The organism is Roseomonas sp. CECT 9278, assembly GCF_918698155.1.
Taxonomy (GTDB): domain Bacteria; phylum Pseudomonadota; class Alphaproteobacteria; order Acetobacterales; family Acetobacteraceae; genus Neoroseomonas.
Genome location: NZ_CAKKLX010000008.1, coordinates 78,027 through 93,755, shown reverse-complemented (window position 1 = coordinate 93,755; position 15,729 = coordinate 78,027). Strand labels below are relative to the sequence as shown.

General features: G+C 73.0%; 17 protein-coding genes. 11 read left to right on the top strand and 6 right to left on the bottom strand.

Annotation, left to right across the window (positions count from 1 at the left end):
• Positions 1-27: 27 nt before the first annotated feature.
• Positions 28-420, bottom strand: coding sequence for a hypothetical protein (locus LQ222_RS07730; RefSeq protein ID WP_230165583.1), 393 nt, complete (start codon positions 418-420; stop codon positions 28-30).
• Between the two features lie 287 nt (positions 421-707).
• Positions 708-2,162, bottom strand: coding sequence for an NAD(P)H-hydrate dehydratase (locus LQ222_RS07725; protein ID WP_230165581.1), 1,455 nt, complete (start codon positions 2,160-2,162; stop codon positions 708-710).
• Positions 2,163-2,212: 50 nt separating this feature from the next.
• Here LQ222_RS07725 and LQ222_RS07720 point away from each other — a divergent pair, with 50 nt between their 5' ends.
• From LQ222_RS07720 to LQ222_RS07690, 7 genes are all read left to right on the top strand, one after another.
• The gene (locus tag LQ222_RS07720; RefSeq protein ID WP_230165580.1) at positions 2,213-3,514 is read left to right on the top strand and encodes a sulfite oxidase; all 1,302 of its coding nucleotides are present in this window, start codon (positions 2,213-2,215) and stop codon (positions 3,512-3,514) included.
• The gene (locus LQ222_RS07715; RefSeq protein ID WP_230165579.1) at positions 3,514-3,891 is read left to right on the top strand and encodes a hypothetical protein; all 378 of its coding nucleotides are present in this window, start codon (positions 3,514-3,516) and stop codon (positions 3,889-3,891) included. The genes LQ222_RS07720 and LQ222_RS07715 overlap by 1 nt, the downstream gene beginning before the upstream one ends.
• Before the next feature lie 78 nt (positions 3,892-3,969).
• Entirely contained in the window at positions 3,970-5,958 is a 1,989-nt protein-coding gene (locus tag LQ222_RS07710; RefSeq protein ID WP_230165578.1) for a methyl-accepting chemotaxis protein, read from the top strand.
• A gap of 96 nt (positions 5,959-6,054) precedes the next feature.
• Entirely contained in the window at positions 6,055-6,687 is a 633-nt protein-coding gene (gene parA / locus LQ222_RS07705) for a ParA family partition ATPase (RefSeq protein WP_230165577.1), read from the top strand.
• Position 6,688: 1 nt separating this feature from the next.
• Positions 6,689-7,150 carry a CopD family protein gene (locus LQ222_RS07700; RefSeq protein WP_230165576.1) on the top strand — a complete coding sequence of 154 codons (462 nt, stop codon included), beginning with the start codon at positions 6,689-6,691 and terminating at the stop codon, positions 7,148-7,150.
• 2 nt (positions 7,151-7,152) lie between these two features.
• Positions 7,153-7,584, top strand: a complete 432-nt coding sequence (locus tag LQ222_RS07695) for a GNAT family N-acetyltransferase (protein ID WP_230165575.1) — start codon at positions 7,153-7,155, stop codon at positions 7,582-7,584.
• A gap of 143 nt (positions 7,585-7,727) precedes the next feature.
• Positions 7,728-8,234 (top strand): hypothetical protein, encoded by a 507-nt coding sequence (locus LQ222_RS07690; protein WP_230165574.1) that lies wholly within the window; start codon positions 7,728-7,730, stop codon positions 8,232-8,234.
• Positions 8,235-8,482: 248 nt separating this feature from the next.
• On the opposite strand, the gene LQ222_RS07685 is transcribed toward LQ222_RS07690, so the two are convergent.
• The 3 genes from LQ222_RS07685 to LQ222_RS07675 all read right to left on the bottom strand — a co-directional run bounded on the left by LQ222_RS07685 (position 8,483) and on the right by LQ222_RS07675 (position 11,900).
• Complete coding sequence (locus LQ222_RS07685) at positions 8,483-9,559, bottom strand: helix-turn-helix domain-containing protein (protein WP_230165572.1); 1,077 nt, start codon at positions 9,557-9,559, stop codon at positions 8,483-8,485.
• A 171-nt stretch (positions 9,560-9,730) separates the two neighbouring features.
• Positions 9,731-10,870, bottom strand: coding sequence for a sensor histidine kinase (locus LQ222_RS07680; protein WP_230165570.1), 1,140 nt, complete (start codon positions 10,868-10,870; stop codon positions 9,731-9,733).
• Positions 10,871-10,940: 70 nt separating this feature from the next.
• On the bottom strand, positions 10,941-11,900 hold the full coding sequence (locus tag LQ222_RS07675; protein WP_230165569.1) for a DMT family transporter: 960 nt from the start codon (positions 11,898-11,900) through the stop codon (positions 10,941-10,943).
• Between the two features lie 37 nt (positions 11,901-11,937).
• Between LQ222_RS07675 and LQ222_RS07670 the strand changes: the two genes are divergently transcribed.
• The 4 genes from LQ222_RS07670 to metC are packed head-to-tail and all read left to right on the top strand — an operon-like array spanning position 11,938 to position 15,355.
• Positions 11,938-12,579, top strand: a complete 642-nt coding sequence (locus LQ222_RS07670) for an NUDIX hydrolase (RefSeq protein ID WP_230165567.1) — start codon at positions 11,938-11,940, stop codon at positions 12,577-12,579.
• The gene (locus LQ222_RS07665; RefSeq protein WP_230165566.1) at positions 12,580-13,302 is read left to right on the top strand and encodes an alanyl-tRNA editing protein; all 723 of its coding nucleotides are present in this window, start codon (positions 12,580-12,582) and stop codon (positions 13,300-13,302) included. It begins immediately after the preceding gene.
• Positions 13,303-13,307: 5 nt separating this feature from the next.
• On the top strand, positions 13,308-14,150 hold the full coding sequence (locus LQ222_RS07660; RefSeq protein WP_230165565.1) for a sulfurtransferase: 843 nt from the start codon (positions 13,308-13,310) through the stop codon (positions 14,148-14,150).
• Positions 14,151-14,152: 2 nt separating this feature from the next.
• On the top strand, positions 14,153-15,355 hold the full coding sequence (gene metC / locus LQ222_RS07655; protein ID WP_230165564.1) for a cystathionine beta-lyase: 1,203 nt from the start codon (positions 14,153-14,155) through the stop codon (positions 15,353-15,355).
• Between the two features lie 39 nt (positions 15,356-15,394).
• Here metC and LQ222_RS07650 read toward each other — a convergent pair whose 3' ends face one another.
• Positions 15,395-15,727, bottom strand: coding sequence for a glycine zipper domain-containing protein (locus tag LQ222_RS07650; protein ID WP_230165563.1), 333 nt, complete (start codon positions 15,725-15,727; stop codon positions 15,395-15,397).
• Positions 15,728-15,729: the final 2 nt, after the last annotated feature.

The following is a 15,729-nucleotide window of genomic DNA, read 5'->3' as shown; positions in this document are numbered from 1 at the left end:
GTCGCCGGCGACGCCGCGGCCCGGTGGTCAGGCCTTGCCGATCCCCAGCAGCGCCGCGCGCACGGAGGAGACGACCCCCGCCGGTTCTTCCTGCGACACGCTGGCCGTCGCGACCGCCGAGCCACCGCCGGCGGCGCGCGCCACCTCCATCATGGCGGGTTCGAGGGCGGCACCGACCGGGCCGGGCATCGGGATGGGCGTGCCGCCGGCGGGCGGCGGGGCGAGCTGGATGACCGGCGCGGCGCTGCGCTCGGGCTCTGCCGAAGCGATCCCCAGGCTCACTGCCACCGACGGCTGTGCGTCATACAGCGACAGCAACTTGTGGATGCCTTCCAGCCTTTGGAACGGCCTGGAGGCGCGAAGTTCCGCGATGATGGAACGCTCCTCGGTGTGAAGCGCGCTGACGAGAGTGCTGCTCATGGATCATCCCCCGGGGTTTTCCCGCAGGTTAATCTATCGTGAGAGAATTCGGCCTTTCAACACATTCGTGACGAATTGCTATAAATTTGGAATTCCCCTTGATCTTGTGGATAAGACCTTGGCGCATCACAAGATGTGGTTCGCGCAATGGTAGTTTCGGGACCTCCAGCCTATCGCGTTACACGGAAAGTTGAGACGGAGACTCATCATTGGGCGAGCCCAGCTCATTTTCTTTCTAAGCTGTCGACGGTAACCTCCTGTTTTGTCACTATCTCTCACCCGAATTTTCAACCCCGCGCCGCCGCCACGGACACCCCGCAGGCACGCAGCCGCGCCGCCGCCAACCGCCCGGCGAGGTCCTCGGCCAGCAACCCTTCCCCGCAGGCGAAACCGGCCTCGCCATGCAACCACGCGCCCGCCGCCGCTGCTTCGAAGGGCGCCATGCCAGCCCCGATCAGCGCGGCGATCAGCCCCGCCAGCACATCCCCCGTCCCGCCGGTCGCCAGCCAGGCGGGCGCATGATCGTTGATCGCGGTTCGGCCATCAGGGGCGGCGATCACGGTATCCGGCCCCTTCAGCAGCACCACCGCACCGGTCGTCGCCGCCGCGCGCCGCACCGCCGCCAGCCGGTCGCCGCCGATCGCGCCGAACACCCGGGTGAATTCGCCCTCATGCGGTGTCAGCACGGCGCAACCCGACAGCGCCGCGGGATCGCCGGCGGCCGCGCCCAGCGCGCCGGCATCGGCCACCACCGCGCGACCTGCCACCACCACGCGGCGCAGCTGCGCCAGCGTCGCCGCCTCGGCCGGCAGTCCGGGGCCGATCACCCAGACCGCGCGGCGCGGATCGGACAGCAACTCCTCCAGCGGCGCCTCGGTCACGATCACGCCGGGCGCCCCACCACGCAGCACCTCGGCGGATCGGCGGTCGGGCGCCAGCAGCGTCAGCAGCCCTGCCCCGCCGCGCCGCGCGCCGGCCGCCGCCAGCCGCGCCGCGCCGGTCATGCCCGCGCCGGCGACCACCGTGACGTGCCCGCGGCCGTATTTGTGGGCGTCCGGTTGCAGCGGCGGCAGGCGCCACAGCCCGGGCTGGTTGTGCGCGCAGCGCGGCGCGACCTCCGCCAGCACGGCGGCCGGCAGGCCGATATCCGCCAGCACCACCTCGCCGCACAGGGCACGGCCGGGCAGCAGCAGGTGGCCGGGCTTGCGGCGGAAGAAGGTCACGCTCAGCGCGGCCTGCGACGCATGGCCCAGCACCTGGCCGGTCGCGCCATCCAGGCCGGATGGCATGTCCACCGCCAGCACCGGCCCGCCGGCGGCCGCCAGCGTGGCGGCGACCAGGCCCTCGACCGGGCGCGCCAGGCCGGCGCCGAACACCGCGTCGATCACCAGGCCCGCGCGCGCCGCTTCCACGGGCGCGAAGGGCCGCAGGGGGCCACGCCAGCGTGCGGCCGCGACCGCGGCGGCGCCATCGCGCGGCGGCGCCAGCGCGGCCACCGCGACCGGCCACCCGGCCTGCTCCAGCAGCCGCGCCGCGACATAGCCATCCCCGCCATTATTCCCCGGGCCGGCCAGGACCAGCGTGCGGACCGGCCGGAAGCGGCGCATCGCCGCGCGCGCCACGGCGCGGCCGGCCGCCTCCATCAGCCGCGTGACCGGGATGCCCGCCGCGACCGCCAGCGCATCGGCGCGCGCCATCTCGGCGGGCGTGAGGATCTCCAGGGGACTTGCCGCGGGGGACATGGATGCGACATCCTTCATGCATAAACACGCAATCAATACAGGAGGAACCGATGCCGGGACCCAGCAGGACGGAACGCTCGGTCGAGGAACTCTACCGCGACGACCCCGAGCGCGCCGATGCGCTGGTCTGGGGCCGACGCGACACGCTGAAGGGCGCGGCGCTGGCGGCCATGGGCGTGGCGCTGGGCGGCGCCATCCCCTTCGCGCGCCACCTGCCCGGCGGGCTGCTGCCGGCCGCCCTCGCGCAGGGCGCCGCGCCGCAGTTCCTCCAGATGGAAGGCAAGGCGCGCCTGATCCTGCAGGGCGAGCGCCCGCTGAACGCCGAGACGCCCGAGGCACTGCTGGATGACGACATCACCCCGGCCGACAAGTTCTTCATCCGCAACAATGGCTCCGTGCCCGACCCCGCCGCGGACCCGCGCGCCTGGAAGGTCGCCATCGATGGCGAGGTGAACACGCCGCTCGAGCTGAGCGTGGGCGAGCTGGAATCCCGCTTCCCGCTGGTCACGCTGCGCCTGCAGATGGAATGCGGCGGCAATGGCCGCGCCGGCTTCACCCCGCAGGCGGCGGGCAATCAATGGGGCAATGGCGCGATCTCCTGCGCGGAATGGACCGGGGTGCGCCTGCGCGACGTGCTGCGCGCCGCCGGCCTGAAGGAGAGCGCGAGATTCACCGGCCAGCACGGCGCCGACACGCATCTCTCGGCGCAGGGGCCGGCGATCAGCCGCGGCATGCGGATCGACAAGGCGATGGACGAGGACACGATCATCGCCATCCGCATGAACGGGCAGCCCATCCCTCAGATGCATGGCGCGCCGGTGCGCCTGATCGTGCCGGGCTGGCCGGGCTCGCTGAGCCAGAAGTGGTTCACGCGGATCGAGCTGCGCGCCACGCCGCATGCCGGGCGCGGCATGGGTGGCACGTCGTACCGGGTGCCGGTGCGCCCGATCGTGCCGGGCAGCCGCAACAACGGCGCGGATTTCACCGACATGGAGAGCATGCCGGTGCGCTCGGTGCTGACCAGCCACGCGCACGGGTCGCGCCTGCCGGCGGGCACGCGCGCCCTCGATATCCGCGGCCAGGCCTGGGCGGGGGACCTGACCGTCCGCGCAGTCGATGTCTCGGTCGATTTCGGGCAATCCTGGCAGGCCATGGCGGTGGCGGCGCCGCCCAACCGCCACGCCTGGCAACGCTGGAGCGGGCGCATCGCCTTCCCTTCCGATGGCTATTTCGAGATCTGGTACCGCGCCACCGACAGCAACGGCCGCATGCAGCCCCATGTCGCGGCGAACTGGAACCCGCAGGGCTATGGTGCCAACCCGATCAGCCGCGCGGCGGTGCTGGTCGGCTGATGCGGGGGTTGATGGTGCTGGCGGTGGGCGCGCTGCTCACCGCCTCGATTGCCTTCGCGCAGGATGCCGACCTGGCGCGCCGCCAGGCCGAGGCAGCGGCCGAGATCGCCGCCCGCGCCGAGGCGGAGACCGTGCTGGCCGAGGGTGAAGGCCGGTCGGAAACCTTCGCCTACTGCACCGCCTGCCACAACACGGCGCTGATCCGCCGCTCGGCCTTCTCGCGCGACCGCTGGGACGAGCTGATGGACTGGATGGCCGAGAAGCACGGCATGAACCCGATCGACGGCGACTTCCGCGCCACCATCGTGGACTACCTGGCGCAGCACTACGGGCCGCGGGCGCGCGGGCCGCGCGGGGGCAATCCGTTCCTGGACTGACCTGGGCGGTGCCCGCAAACGCGGCATTCATCCCTTCGGCGCGAGATTGCGGGCGGTATTCCCGGAGTCCAGATCCCGATGCGCGCATCCCTCTCCCTCCGACTGCTGCTGCTGGCGATCGTGCCGGCCCTGGCGGTCGCGCTCGCCGCCGCGCTTGCGGGTTCCTATGGCGTGCAGCGCGCGCTCGGCACCCAGGCCGCCGACGCGGCGTCGCGCGCCGCCGAACTCGCCGAACAGGAAGGCGCCCGGCTGACCCGCGCGATGGGCGCGCAGGCCGCCGCGCTGGCCGTGCGCGAGGACCTGCTGGCCGCCATGGCGGCGGGCGAGCGCGACCGCCTGGCGGCCCTGCTGGTGCCGGTCTTCGCCGCGAGCCGCGCCGCCGACCCGCGGCTGCGCGTGCTGGAACTGACCGACGCCGCCGGGCGCGTGGTGCTGCGCGCGCACAACCCATCGCGCCATGGCGATGACAAGGCGCGCGTGCCCGACGTGGCGCTGGCGCTGCGCGGGCAGGATGCACTGGGCGGCGTGGTCTCGCCGGCCACCGGGGAGATGGCGATCGGCGCGACCGTGCCGCTGCGCCAGGGCGGGCGCATCATCGGCACGCTGAAGGCGGCGGGCTACCTGGATGCCGCGACGGCGGCGCAGATCGCGCGCGCCACCGGCGGGGAGATCGTGCTGATCGGCGCCGGGCGGCTGCGCGAGACGACGATCGCCGGGCTCGAGATCGCGGCGCTGCCCGAGGCGACGCGCGCCGCGATCGAGGCCGCGCGCACCGGCGTGGCGCCGGGCACCGTGGCGGGCCTGCGCTACAGCATCGCCCAGCGCCCGCTGCTGGACCTGGCCGGCGCACCGACCGGGGCGGTGGTGGTGCTGCTGCCCATGAGCAGCTTCGAAGCGGTGGCCTGGGAGGCGATGGGCTGGATCGGCGGATCGGCGCTGCTGCTGCTGCTGCTGGCCGGCGCCATCGGCGCGCGCGCGGCCCAGCGCTTGGCGGCACCGCTGCGCGGCCTGGCGGGCGCCATGCAGGCGCTGGCCGCCGGGCAGCAGGTCGCGCAGGTGCCGGGCAGCGGCCGGGCCGACGAGATCGGGCGCATGGCCGCGGCGGTCAGCGTGTTCCGCACCGCCATCGACGAACGCGCGCGGCTGGAAGCCGCGGCAGCGGACGAACAGGCCGAGCGCGACCGGCGCCAGGCCGCGCGCGACGCCGCGACGCGGGACTTCATGGCGTCGGTCGGCACCATCCTCGATACGCTGGGCGCGTCGGCCGGGCGGATGCGCCAGGCCGCGGACGCGATGGCCGAAGCCGCGGCGCGCACGCGCGAAGGCACCGCGGCCAGCAGCGCCAGCGCCGCCCTGTCGGCCAGGGGCCTCGACGCCGTCGCGGCGGCGGGCGGGCAGCTCTCGGCCAGCGTGGGCGAGATCACCCGCCGGGTCGCCGAGGCCGCCAGCGCCACCGGCGCGGCGGTGGAACGCGCCGGCGCCACCGACACGACGGTGCGCGGCCTGTCCGAGGCGGCCGCCCAGATCGGCGAGGTGGTGCGCCTGATCGCCGACATCGCCGGGCGTACCAACCTGCTCGCGCTCAATGCCACGATCGAGGCGGCGCGGGCGGGCGATGCCGGCAAGGGCTTCGCCGTCGTCGCCTCCGAGGTGAAGCAGCTGGCCGCGCAGACCGCCCGCGCGACCGAGGATATCGGCCGCCAGGTGGCCGGCATCCGCGCGGTGACCGAACAGGCGGTGGGTGCCATCGCCGAGGTCGGCGGCGCCATCGAGCGCGTCAGCAGCGCCTCCACCGCGATCGCCGCCGCGGTCGAACAACAGGGCGCGGCAACCACGCATATCGCCGGCCAGGTGCGCGCCGTGGCCGAGCAGAGCAGCGCCGCCACCGCGCAACTGAGCGAGGTGGCGCAGGGTGCCGAACGCGCCGGGGCGGCCGGGGAGGCCGTGCTGGCGACGGCCGGCGAAGTGGCGCGCGTGTGCGACGACCTGCGCGCCGAGGTCGATCGGTTCCTCGCCGCCATCGGCATGCAAACGTCGCCGGACCAGCCACTGCGTCGCGCCGCGTGAGGCGCCGCCGAGGGGGCGGTCAGGCGGGGCGCCTTCTGGCGGCCTGAGCGACGGGCGACGTTCTGCTATGCTGCGCCGCCACACACGGAGTCGCGCATGGCCTTCGTCATCGCCGTCGCGCAGCGCAAGGGCGGCGCCGGCAAGTCCACCATCGCCGCCAACCTGGCCGCGGCCTACGCCGAGGAAGGTGCGCGCGTCGCCTTGCTCGACATCGACCCGCAGCGTTCGCTCGCGCGCTGGGACGATGTGCGCGGGCGCTCGGCCAAGGCCCGGCCGCTGCATTTCGAGGCGCCGACCGGATGGCGCCTGCCCTCCATCCTCGACCGGCTGCGGGCTGAGAGCGATGTCGTGCTGCTCGACACCGCGCCGCACGACGACAGCGATGCCCGCACCGCGGTGCGCGGCGCCGACCTGGTGCTGGTGCCGCTGCAACCCTCCGCGGCCGACCTGTGGTCGATGGACGCGACGCTCGACCTCGCGAAGAAGGAAGGGCGCCGGGTGGCGCTGGTGCTGAACCGCGCGCCGTCCTCGGGCAGGCTGCTCGACCAGGTGCATGCCGCCATCCGCGAGCGCGACCTGCCGCTGGTGGGTGCGGCGCTGGGCAACCGGACCGCCTTCGCGCAGGCCTTCATGGCCGGCCTGGGTGCGGTCGAGGCCGCGCCGAAGGGGGTCGCCGCCGCCGAGGCGCGGGCGCTGGCCGCCGCGCTGCGCGCGCTGAAGGATCGCTGACATGGCCACGCTGATCTATGTGCTGCACGTGCTGGGCGCGGTGGTCTGGGTGGGTGGGATGGCCTTCGCCCTGCTGGCCCTGCGCCCGGCCGCGCACGAGGCGCTGGAGGGGCCGCAGCGCCTGGCGCTGATGGGCAGCGTGTTCCGCCGCTTCTTCCGCATCCTGTGGCATGTCGTGCCGATCATGCTGCTGACCGGCTGGGCGCTGTGGCTGGGCTGGTACTGGGGCTTCGGCAGCAGCATCTGGCATGTCCATTTGATGCACCTGACCGCGCTGCTCATGGCCGGCATCTTCGCCGCGGTGGCGCTCGGCCCCGGGCGGGCGATGCAGGCGGCGCTGACGGCGGGCGACGGGCCGGCGGCAGCGGCCGCGCTGGACAGGATCCGGAAAGGCGTCAGTGTCAATCTGGCTCTCGGCCTGCTCACCGTGGCGGTCGCGGCATGGGGACGATTCGGCGGATGAGCATGGCTGAGACGCGCGGCTTCGAGATCGTCGAGGACGCCGCGCCGGAATTCGAGGCGGTGGGCGCCATCCAGCGCGGCCTGCACGCCTTCAACCAGGAAATGGGCGGCGACTACGACCGCGAGCCCGTCACGCTGCTGGTGCACGACCCGGAGGGCAAGACGCTGGGCGGGCTGCTCGGCCTGACCTTCTGGGGCTGGCTGTTCGTGGATTGGCTGTGGCTGAGCCCGGAGATGCGCGGCAAGGGCGTCGGTGGCGAATTGCTGGCCCGCGCCGAAGCCATCGCGCGCGAACGCGGCTGCACCAACGCCTATACCGACACCTTCAGCTTCCAGGCGCCGGGCTTCTGGCAGCGCAACGGGTATGCCGAATTCGGCCGGCTCGATGGCATGCCGGCGGGCCATGCCCGGGTATGGTTCCGCAAGGCGCTGTAGCACCGCCGGCCGCTTGGCCCTGCGTCCGGGCACTGGGCCGGGTGGTCCAGCCCGGTCGCCGCGCGCTTACGCCGGGGTCAGAGGGGCAGTAGCTCCTGTCGTGGGCGCCAAGGCGCCTTTGCCGTCGCCAAGGGGAACATCGGATGCACTCGCCCATCGCCACGCGGCGCCACCTCCTGCTCGCCCTGCCGGCCCTGGTGATCGCCGGATGCGCCGCCGAACCGCCGGCCGCGCCGCAGGCGGCAACTACCCCGCCACCGCCGCCGACCCCCGATGCCACGGTCGTGCTGCGCAACTGGCGCGTCGGCGTCATCGGCCAGGTCTCCTGGGGCAGCGGTGTCCTGACGCAGCAGGGCGTGGGCCGCCCGTTCCGCATGCGCGGCGTCGGCGCCGGCGGCGCGGGCATGGCCCGCATCCGCGCCGAAGGAGAAGTGTACAACCTGCGGCGGGTCGAGGATTTCGCCGGCGTCTATGGCCAATTGCGCGGCGGGGCGGTGGTTCCCGGCGCGGAGATCCCCGGCACATTGTGGCTGGTCAATTCGCAGGGCGTCCGCCTGGCCCTGCGGCCGCAGCGCACGGGGCTCGCGCTGCAGATCGGCGCCGACGCGGTGGTGATCGAATTCCTTGAGGGCCGCGCGCGGGCGGCCTGACCATGCCGCCCGCGGTCGCGGCGGATCCGCGGCCGCTGCGCCGCGCCGCCGATGTCGCGCGGGTGTTCCGGCAGGCCCGGCGCCAGAGCATGCGGCGTTCGCGCGCGCTCGCGTCGCAGGCTCTAGCCTGTTGTTTTCAGAGCATCTTCACGCGCTCAGATGACCTCATCTGAACGCGATCTGCTCTAGCCTGTTGTTTTCAGAGCATCTTCACGCGCTCAGATGACCCCATCTGAACGCGATCTGCTCTACAGGTCCCGCAGCAGCGCCAGAACGGTGCCGCGCGCCGGTGCGGCCGCTGCCGGCGCGCCGCCGGCCAGCTCCGCCGCGCGGGCCTCGCGCGGGGTGCAGCCGAATTCACGGCGGAAGGCGCGGCTGAAGGATGACGGGTCGAAGAAGCCGGCCTCCTCGGCCAGCGTTGCTATGTCCCGGCGTTCCGACGGGTCCGACAGCAGGCGGCGCGCGCGGCGCAGGCGCTCGCGCTTGATGAAGTGCGCGACGCCGCCCATCGGTTCGAACAGGCGATAGAGCTGCGATCGCGACATGCCCGCCAGCGCCGCGAGACGCCTGGGCGTGAGCGTCGCGGCGCCCAGGTTGTCGCGGATGATGCGCCGCAGCCGCGCGAGCTGGAGCTGTTCCAGCTGCAGCGCGCCGCCCGCGCCGGCCGGGTGCAGCGCGCCGTGCAGCAAGGCCTGGGCGGCAGTCGCGAGATGCGGCAGGTCCGCCGCCTGCACGCTGTCCACCCCGTCGCGCAGCCCGGCCATGAAGCCCGCGAGCAGCACCCCCGCCGCGCCATCGAGCGGCGCATGGAGCGAGGAGGCCAGCGTCGCCTCCAGTTCCGGCACCGAGTCGCGCGCCACATGCAGCGTGACCCAGTCGATCTCCCCGCCGCTGCGCTGCGCCTCGAAGGCACGGGCCATGCTGAGCACGTAGGGGACGCCCGGGCGGCATTCGATCATCGTCTCGCCGCTGCGCTGGCGGTGCGTGCCGCGCCGGCACATGGCGATGATCCAGTGGTCGAGCGAATCGCGGCGGATGCGGGCGGCGGATCGCGCATGGCCATGGGCCGGCAGCCGCGACGCGTACATCAGGAAGGGCCCGAACCGCAGGGTCGTGGCGCCGGCCTCGAAGCCGGCCGCGGCGCCGGCAGCCGGGGGCGTGATGTCGAGGAAGGGCACGGCCTGGTGGCGCCAGGCATCGAATTGCTGCGCCGGCGGCAGCCCGGCCGTGGTGAAGCCCGTGCGGGGTGCCGGCTGGCTGGCGACCGGCGCGGCCGCGAAAGTCCCGGCCGGTCCGCCGCGGCCGGGTGGAACGGCGGTGTTCATGATGCGTGTCCCTGGGCTTGCTTGGCGATGCCGAGGCGCCGCGCGGCCACTAACCCGACGTCGCACGCCCCTCGCAAGCGAAATGCGCATCAGATCCCGCAGCGCAAGAACCACCGCCACGACCGCCACCGCGCGGCGCTCGGACCCGTCCGGATCGCGTCGGCCGCCCCGTTACGCCTCCGCCGGCGTGGCGAGCGTGACGACGAAGCGGGTCTGGGCTCGCGAGCGATCCACCGCGATCTCGCCGCCACGCGCGCTGACCAGCCCGCCGAGGATGACCATGCCGAGCCCCATGCCGGCGGCGGGGTCGAACGCCGCGGGCAGGCCGGTGCCTTCATCCGCGACGGACAGCTGCAGCCGGCCGCAGGCGCTGCCGACCGTCACGCTGACCACGCCCTGGCCGTGCTTGATCGCGTTCGCCACCAGTTCCAGCACCACCAGGCCGATGGCCTGGGCGTCGGCCGCCGGCCAGCGCGCCTGGTCGGCCGACAGCACGACGCGCCTGCCCCCGGATGCCGACCCGAGCGCGGCGTTCTGCTGGTCGATGATCCGGCCGAGATAGTCGGCGAGGCCGACATCGATGCCGGCGCCCGACTTGTACAGATGCCGGTGCATCTCGGCGAAGGCCTGCACGCGGGCCGCGCTGTCGTGCAGCAGGAAGCCCGCTTCGGAGTCGCCGGCCTTGCCGGCCTGCAGCGTCAGGATCGACTGGACCATCTGCAGGCTGTTGCTGACCCGGTGATGCGCCTCGCGCACCAGCAGCTCCTTCTCGGCGACCAGGATGCGCATCTCGAGCTGCGCCATGATCTGCCGCGCCAGCGCCTGCAGCGCGAAGGCCTGGTGTTCCGTCAGCCCCTGCGGCCGCGCCTGGTAGTCCAGCACGCACATGGTGCCGAGCGGCAGGCCGGCGGCGGTCTCGAGCAGGGCGCCGCCATAGAAGCGCAGCCGCGGGTCGCCGGTGACCAGCGGGTTGCCATCGAAGCGCCGGTCCTGCGTCAGGTCCGGCACCACGAAGACGCCCGGCTGCAGGATGGCATGCGCGCAGATCGACACATCGAGCGGCGTCTCGCGCACGCCCAGGCCGAGTTCCGCCGCGAACCACTGGCGGTGTTCGTCGATGAAGTTGACCACCGCGATGGGGGCATCGCAGATCTGCGCGGCGATCTTCACGAAGTCGTCGAACTGCGCCTCGGCATCCAGGATGCCATAGCGGCGCAGCGCGGCGAGGCGGTCGGCCTCGCGCCAGCTCGTGCGCGCAGGCGGGTCGGGCGGTGCGGGCGGTGCGGGCGGCCGGGGCGCGGCGGCGGTCATCGACGGAGACCTTTGCTTGCGGGGGCGCGCGCCGACAAGTCGATCGTCGGATGCCGTGCCGTGGCGGGGATCAGCGCCGGACCCCGAGCGTGACTTCGCGGTGCCAGATGTACAGCCCCGCCCCCACCAGCACGGCGATTCCGGCGAAATCCCAGCCGTCGGGCAATTCCGCCCATATGAAGGCGCCCAGCGCCGTGGTCCAGACGATCCCGGCATATTCGAAGGGGGCCAGCAGCGTCGTCTCGCCCGACCGGTAGGCATCGGTCATCAGCACCTGCGCCAGGGCCGAGATCAGCCCGATCCCCGCCAGCAACGCCCAGTGCCAGGGGCTCGGCCAGACCCAGACCGGCACGGAGGCGATCCCCGCCAGCACCGCCGACCCCACCGCGAACCAGAAGACGATCGCGACGGCGCTCTCGCCGGCCTCGCCCATGCGGCGGATGGTGATCATGGCCAGCGCCCAGCCGACCGACCCCAGCAGGCACAGGGTGACCGCGAGCCCCTCCCCGCGCATTCCCTCGCCGCCCGGGCGCACCATCATCAGCACGCCCAGGAAGCCGACCAGCACCGCCAGGCCGCGCCGCCAGCCCACGCGTTCGCCCAGCAGCGGCACCGACAGCACGGTCAGGAACAGCGGCATGGTGAAGCCGAGCGCCGTCACGGTGGTCAGCGGCAGGTGCACGTAGCCGTAGAAGGCGCCGACCATGCCCATCATGCCGAATACCGTGCGCGCGGCGTGGCTCATGGGATTGCGCGTGCGCAACGCCGCCCAGCCGCCGGCGGCCAGCACCACCGGCAGCAGGGCCGGGATCGCGAACAGGTTGCGGAAAAGGATGACCTCGGCGACCGGGATGGCGGCGCCGATCGCCTTCGCGCAGGCGGCCGAGAGCGCGAAGGTGAAGGTCGCGATCACCACCAGGATGATGCCCCGGCGCCGCGCCCGCGCGATCGCGGCCGGGTCCGCGGTCGCGCCGTGGCAGGCCGCGTCGCCTGGGGCCGCGTCGGGACGCTTGGAGGATTCGGGGGTCATGGACGGTTCCTGGCGCGGAGGGTAGTTTCCGCCGCGCATGAGCGCCAGACCGCCCAAGGCGAAGCCCATCCCCGCGCATCCCGGCCTGAGCGTGCTCTCGGACGAGGTCGTCTGGGACGGACGCTTCCCCTTGCAGCGCATCCGTTTCCGCCGCACCCGCTTCGACGGCCATGAGGGCGGGCTGCAGACCTGGGAATTGTGGCGCCGCGGCCCGGCGGTGGCGGTGCTGCCGTGGGATCCCTGGGCCGACCGCGTCGCGCTGATCGAACAGTTCCGCCTGCCCGCCCTGGCCGGCGGCTTCGACCCGGTGATGGTGGAATGCCCCGCCGGCCTGCTGGAGGAGGGCGAGGACCCCGCCGAGGCCGCGCGCCGCGAACTGGCCGAGGAAACCGGCCTGGTCGCCGACCGCCTGCTGCCGATGGGCCGCTACATCCTCAGTCAGGGCGGCTGCGACGAGGGCATCACGATCTTCCTCGCGCGCTGCCGCCTGCCCGGGCCCGGCCACGCCGGCACCCATGGCCTGCATGCCGAGCACGAGGATATCCGCCTGCTGGTGCTGGACGCCGCCGACGCGATCGCGATGCTGGACGACAACCGCATGTCGAACGCCACCGGCGCGCTCTGCCTGTCCGGCTTCGCGCGCCGGCGCGCGGCACTTCTCAACGACTGGACCGCCTGAATGCCGACCGGATTGCTGTATCGCGACGATGCCTATGCGCGGGAGGCCACCGCGCGCGTGGTGGCAAGCTCGCCCGAGGGCGTGGTGCTGGACCGCACGAATTTCTACGCGCGCGCCGGCGGCCAGCCGGGCGATGCGGGCGTGCTGCGCTGGGCGGGCGGCGAGGCCGCCATCGCCGAGGCGGTGAAGGGCCCCGACGACACCGTGCTGCACGTCCCGGTGCCTGGCGCCGCGCTGCCGGATGTCGGCGCCGAGGTGACCGCGGTGCTGGACTGGGACCGCCGCCATCGCTTCATGCGCCTGCACACGGCGATGCACCTGCTGTGCAGCCTGATCCCCGGCGCCGGCGTGACCGGCGGGCAGATCGCGGTGGAGAAGGCGCGGCTTGATTTCGACCTGCCGGACCCGCCGACCAAGGAAGCACTGACCGAAGCGCTCAACGCGCTCGTCGCGGCCGACCATGCGGTGACCGACACCTGGATCACCGAGGCGGAGCTGGATGCCAACCCGTCCCTGGTCCGCACCCTGTCGGTGCAGCCGCCGCGCGGGTCGGGGCGCATCCGGCTGGTGCGGATCGGCGATCCCGCCGCGCCGGTGGATCTCCAGCCCTGCGGCGGCACGCATGTTCGCAGCACCGGTGAGATCGGGCGTGTCGACGTGACCAGGATCGAGAACAAGGGCAAGGCCAACCGGCGCGTGACGCTGGTGCTGGCGGGGGAGTGACGCGCATGGACATGCTGGTGACGACGGAATGGCTGGCGGGCGAACTGGGCAAGCCGGACTTGGTGGTGTTCGACTGCTCGACCTTCCTGCCCAACGAAGCCGGCAACAAGCACGATGCCTTCCGCGCGGCGCGCATCCCGGGTGCGCGGCTGTTCGACATCGACAGGATCGCCGATGACGAGACCGACCTGCCGCACATGGTGCCCACGCCGGCGAAATTCGCGCGCATGGTCGGCGCGCTGGGTGTGGCGAACGACACGCGCGTGGTGTTCTACGACCAGCACGGGCTGCGGGGTTCGCCGCGCGGCTGGTGGATGATGCGGCTGTTCGGCCACGACAAGGTGGCGGTGCTGGATGGCGGGCTGCCGGCCTGGGTGAAGGACGGCCGTCCGGTCGAGACCGGCGAGGCCCCTGCCCCGGCAGCCACGACCTTCGTGCCGGATTTCCGGGCGTCGATGCTGGCGGGCATCGGCGACGTGAAGCGCATCGTGGCCGATGGCTCGGCGCTGGTGATCGATGCGCGGGCCAAGGGCCGCTTCGATGGCAGCGCGGCGGAACCGCGCGCCGGGCTGCCCTCCGGCCACATGCCGGGGGCGGCGAACGTGCCGGTCAGCGAGATGGCCGGCCCCGATGGCCGCGCGAAGGACCCGGCGACGCTGCGCGCCATCTTCGCCGCAGCGGGTGCGACCGGCGGCAAGCCGGTGGTGACCTCCTGCGGGTCGGGTGTGACCGCCTGCGTGCTGGCCTTCGGCATGGTGCGTGCCGGCCTGCCCGAACCCGCCGTCTATGACGGATCCTGGACCGAATGGGCCTCGCGGCCCGAAACCATCAAGCAGAAGAGCGCCTGACCATGCCCGATGACCTGACCCCTCCGCACAAGTCGCAGGGCTTCGCCACGCGCATGTCCCATGCCGGGCGCGCCGGCACGCGCGCGCATGGCTTCGTGAACCCGGCGGTGCATCGCGGCTCCACCGTGCTGATGCCCAATACCCAGGCGCGGCGCGACTACGCCAAGGACCGCTTCAACCGGGTGATGACCTACGGCACCGCCGGCGGCCCGACGCACTACGCGCTTGAGGACGTGATCTGCGAGATCGAGGGCGGCACCCGCTGCGTGCTGGTCGGCACGGGCCTCGCGGCCGTGACCGTGCCGCTGATGGCGTATCTGAGCACCGGCGACCACCTGCTGCTGCCCGACAGCTGCTACGGCCCGGCGCGCAACATCGCCAACGGCCTGCTCGCGCAATACGGCATCGCGACCACCTTCTACGACCCGGTGATCGGCGAGGCCGAGGTCGCCGCGCTGATCCAGCCCAACACCAAGGTGGTCTACACCGAGAGCCCCGGCTCCCACACCTTCGAGATCCAGGACATCCCGGCGATCGCCCGCGCCGCCCATGCGCGCGGCTGCACGGTGATGATGGACAACACCTGGGGCATCCACAACTTCATGCCCTTCGAGCACGGCGTGGATGTCTCGATCCAGGCGCTGACCAAGTATGTCGGCGGGCATTCCGACGTGCTGCTCGGGTCGATCACGACGAATACCGAGGAAGACTACCTCAAGGTCCGCACCGCGGCCTCGCAGATGGGGCATTTCGCCGCCCCCGACGATTGCTGGCTGGCGCTGCGCGGCGCGCGCACCATGCCGGTGCGCCTCAAGCACCAGGAACAGAGCGGCCTGGCCGTCGCGCGCTGGTTCGAAGGCCGGCCGGAAGTGCAGCGCGTGCTGCATCCGGGCCTGCCGTCGCATCCGCAGCACGCGCTGTTCGCGCGGGATTTCCGCGGGTCGTGCTCGCTGTTCGGCGTGGTGCTGCAGCCGGTCTATACGGAAGCCGACATGTTCCGCCTGATCGACAGCCTGAAGCTGTTCGGCATCGGCGCGTCCTGGGGAGGCTACGAGAGCCTGGCGCTGCCGACCTCGGGGTCGATCACGCGCACCGCGACCAGCGAGGACCTGGGCGGGCAGACCATGCGCATCCATATCGGCCTGGAGGACGTGGCCGACCTGATCGCCGACCTCGAACAGGGCATGGCGACGCTGCCGCGCTGACGCCAGGCCGCGCCGGGGAAACCCGGCGCGACGCCGGCGCTACTGGGTGCGCGTGGTGGTGCGGCTGCGCTCGCCCTGCTGCACGCCGCGCTGATACGCCGCGTTGAGCTGCGCCTGCCGGCGTTCGGCCGCCTGGCGCTCGGCGATTTCGTGCTGGTGCCACAGGTAGCCGCCGACCACGCCGACCCCGGCGCCGATCAGCGCGCCGGCCCCCGCACTGGCGGTGAAGGACCCGATCGCCGCACCGGCCAGCGCGCCGCCGGCGCCGCCCAGCAGCACGTCGCGCCCGCCCGCGGTCATGTGGTCGTTGCCGGCACAGCCGCCGAGGCCGACTGCCAGCGCCGCGACGGGAAGAATGATGATCCTGCGCATCT

Bases quoted from the DNA above. Each gene is read 5' to 3' on its own strand.
- parA (WP_230165577.1), top strand. From the start codon at position 6,055: ATGGCCTTCGTCATCGCCGTCGCGCAGCGCAAGGGCGGCGCCGGCAAG.
- LQ222_RS07660 (WP_230165565.1), top strand. From the start codon at position 13,308: ATGGACATGCTGGTGACGACGGAATGGCTGGCGGGCGAACTGGGCAAG.
- LQ222_RS07665 (WP_230165566.1), top strand. From the start codon at position 12,580: ATGCCGACCGGATTGCTGTATCGCGACGATGCCTATGCGCGGGAGGCC.
- LQ222_RS07730 (WP_230165583.1), bottom strand. From the start codon at position 420: ATGAGCAGCACTCTCGTCAGCGCGCTTCACACCGAGGAGCGTTCCATC.
- LQ222_RS07670 (WP_230165567.1), top strand. From the start codon at position 11,938: ATGAGCGCCAGACCGCCCAAGGCGAAGCCCATCCCCGCGCATCCCGGC.
- LQ222_RS07710 (WP_230165578.1), top strand. From the start codon at position 3,970: ATGCGCGCATCCCTCTCCCTCCGACTGCTGCTGCTGGCGATCGTGCCG.
- LQ222_RS07650 (WP_230165563.1), bottom strand. From the start codon at position 15,727: ATGCGCAGGATCATCATTCTTCCCGTCGCGGCGCTGGCAGTCGGCCTC.
- LQ222_RS07685 (WP_230165572.1), bottom strand. From the start codon at position 9,559: ATGAACACCGCCGTTCCACCCGGCCGCGGCGGACCGGCCGGGACTTTC.
- metC (WP_230165564.1), top strand. From the start codon at position 14,153: ATGCCCGATGACCTGACCCCTCCGCACAAGTCGCAGGGCTTCGCCACG.
- LQ222_RS07720 (WP_230165580.1), top strand. From the start codon at position 2,213: ATGCCGGGACCCAGCAGGACGGAACGCTCGGTCGAGGAACTCTACCGC.
- LQ222_RS07690 (WP_230165574.1), top strand. From the start codon at position 7,728: ATGCACTCGCCCATCGCCACGCGGCGCCACCTCCTGCTCGCCCTGCCG.
- LQ222_RS07675 (WP_230165569.1), bottom strand. From the start codon at position 11,900: ATGACCCCCGAATCCTCCAAGCGTCCCGACGCGGCCCCAGGCGACGCG.
- LQ222_RS07700 (WP_230165576.1), top strand. From the start codon at position 6,689: ATGGCCACGCTGATCTATGTGCTGCACGTGCTGGGCGCGGTGGTCTGG.
- LQ222_RS07695 (WP_230165575.1), top strand. From the start codon at position 7,153: ATGGCTGAGACGCGCGGCTTCGAGATCGTCGAGGACGCCGCGCCGGAA.
- LQ222_RS07715 (WP_230165579.1), top strand. From the start codon at position 3,514: ATGCGGGGGTTGATGGTGCTGGCGGTGGGCGCGCTGCTCACCGCCTCG.
- LQ222_RS07725 (WP_230165581.1), bottom strand. From the start codon at position 2,162: ATGTCCCCCGCGGCAAGTCCCCTGGAGATCCTCACGCCCGCCGAGATG.
- LQ222_RS07680 (WP_230165570.1), bottom strand. From the start codon at position 10,870: ATGACCGCCGCCGCGCCCCGGCCGCCCGCACCGCCCGCACCGCCCGAC.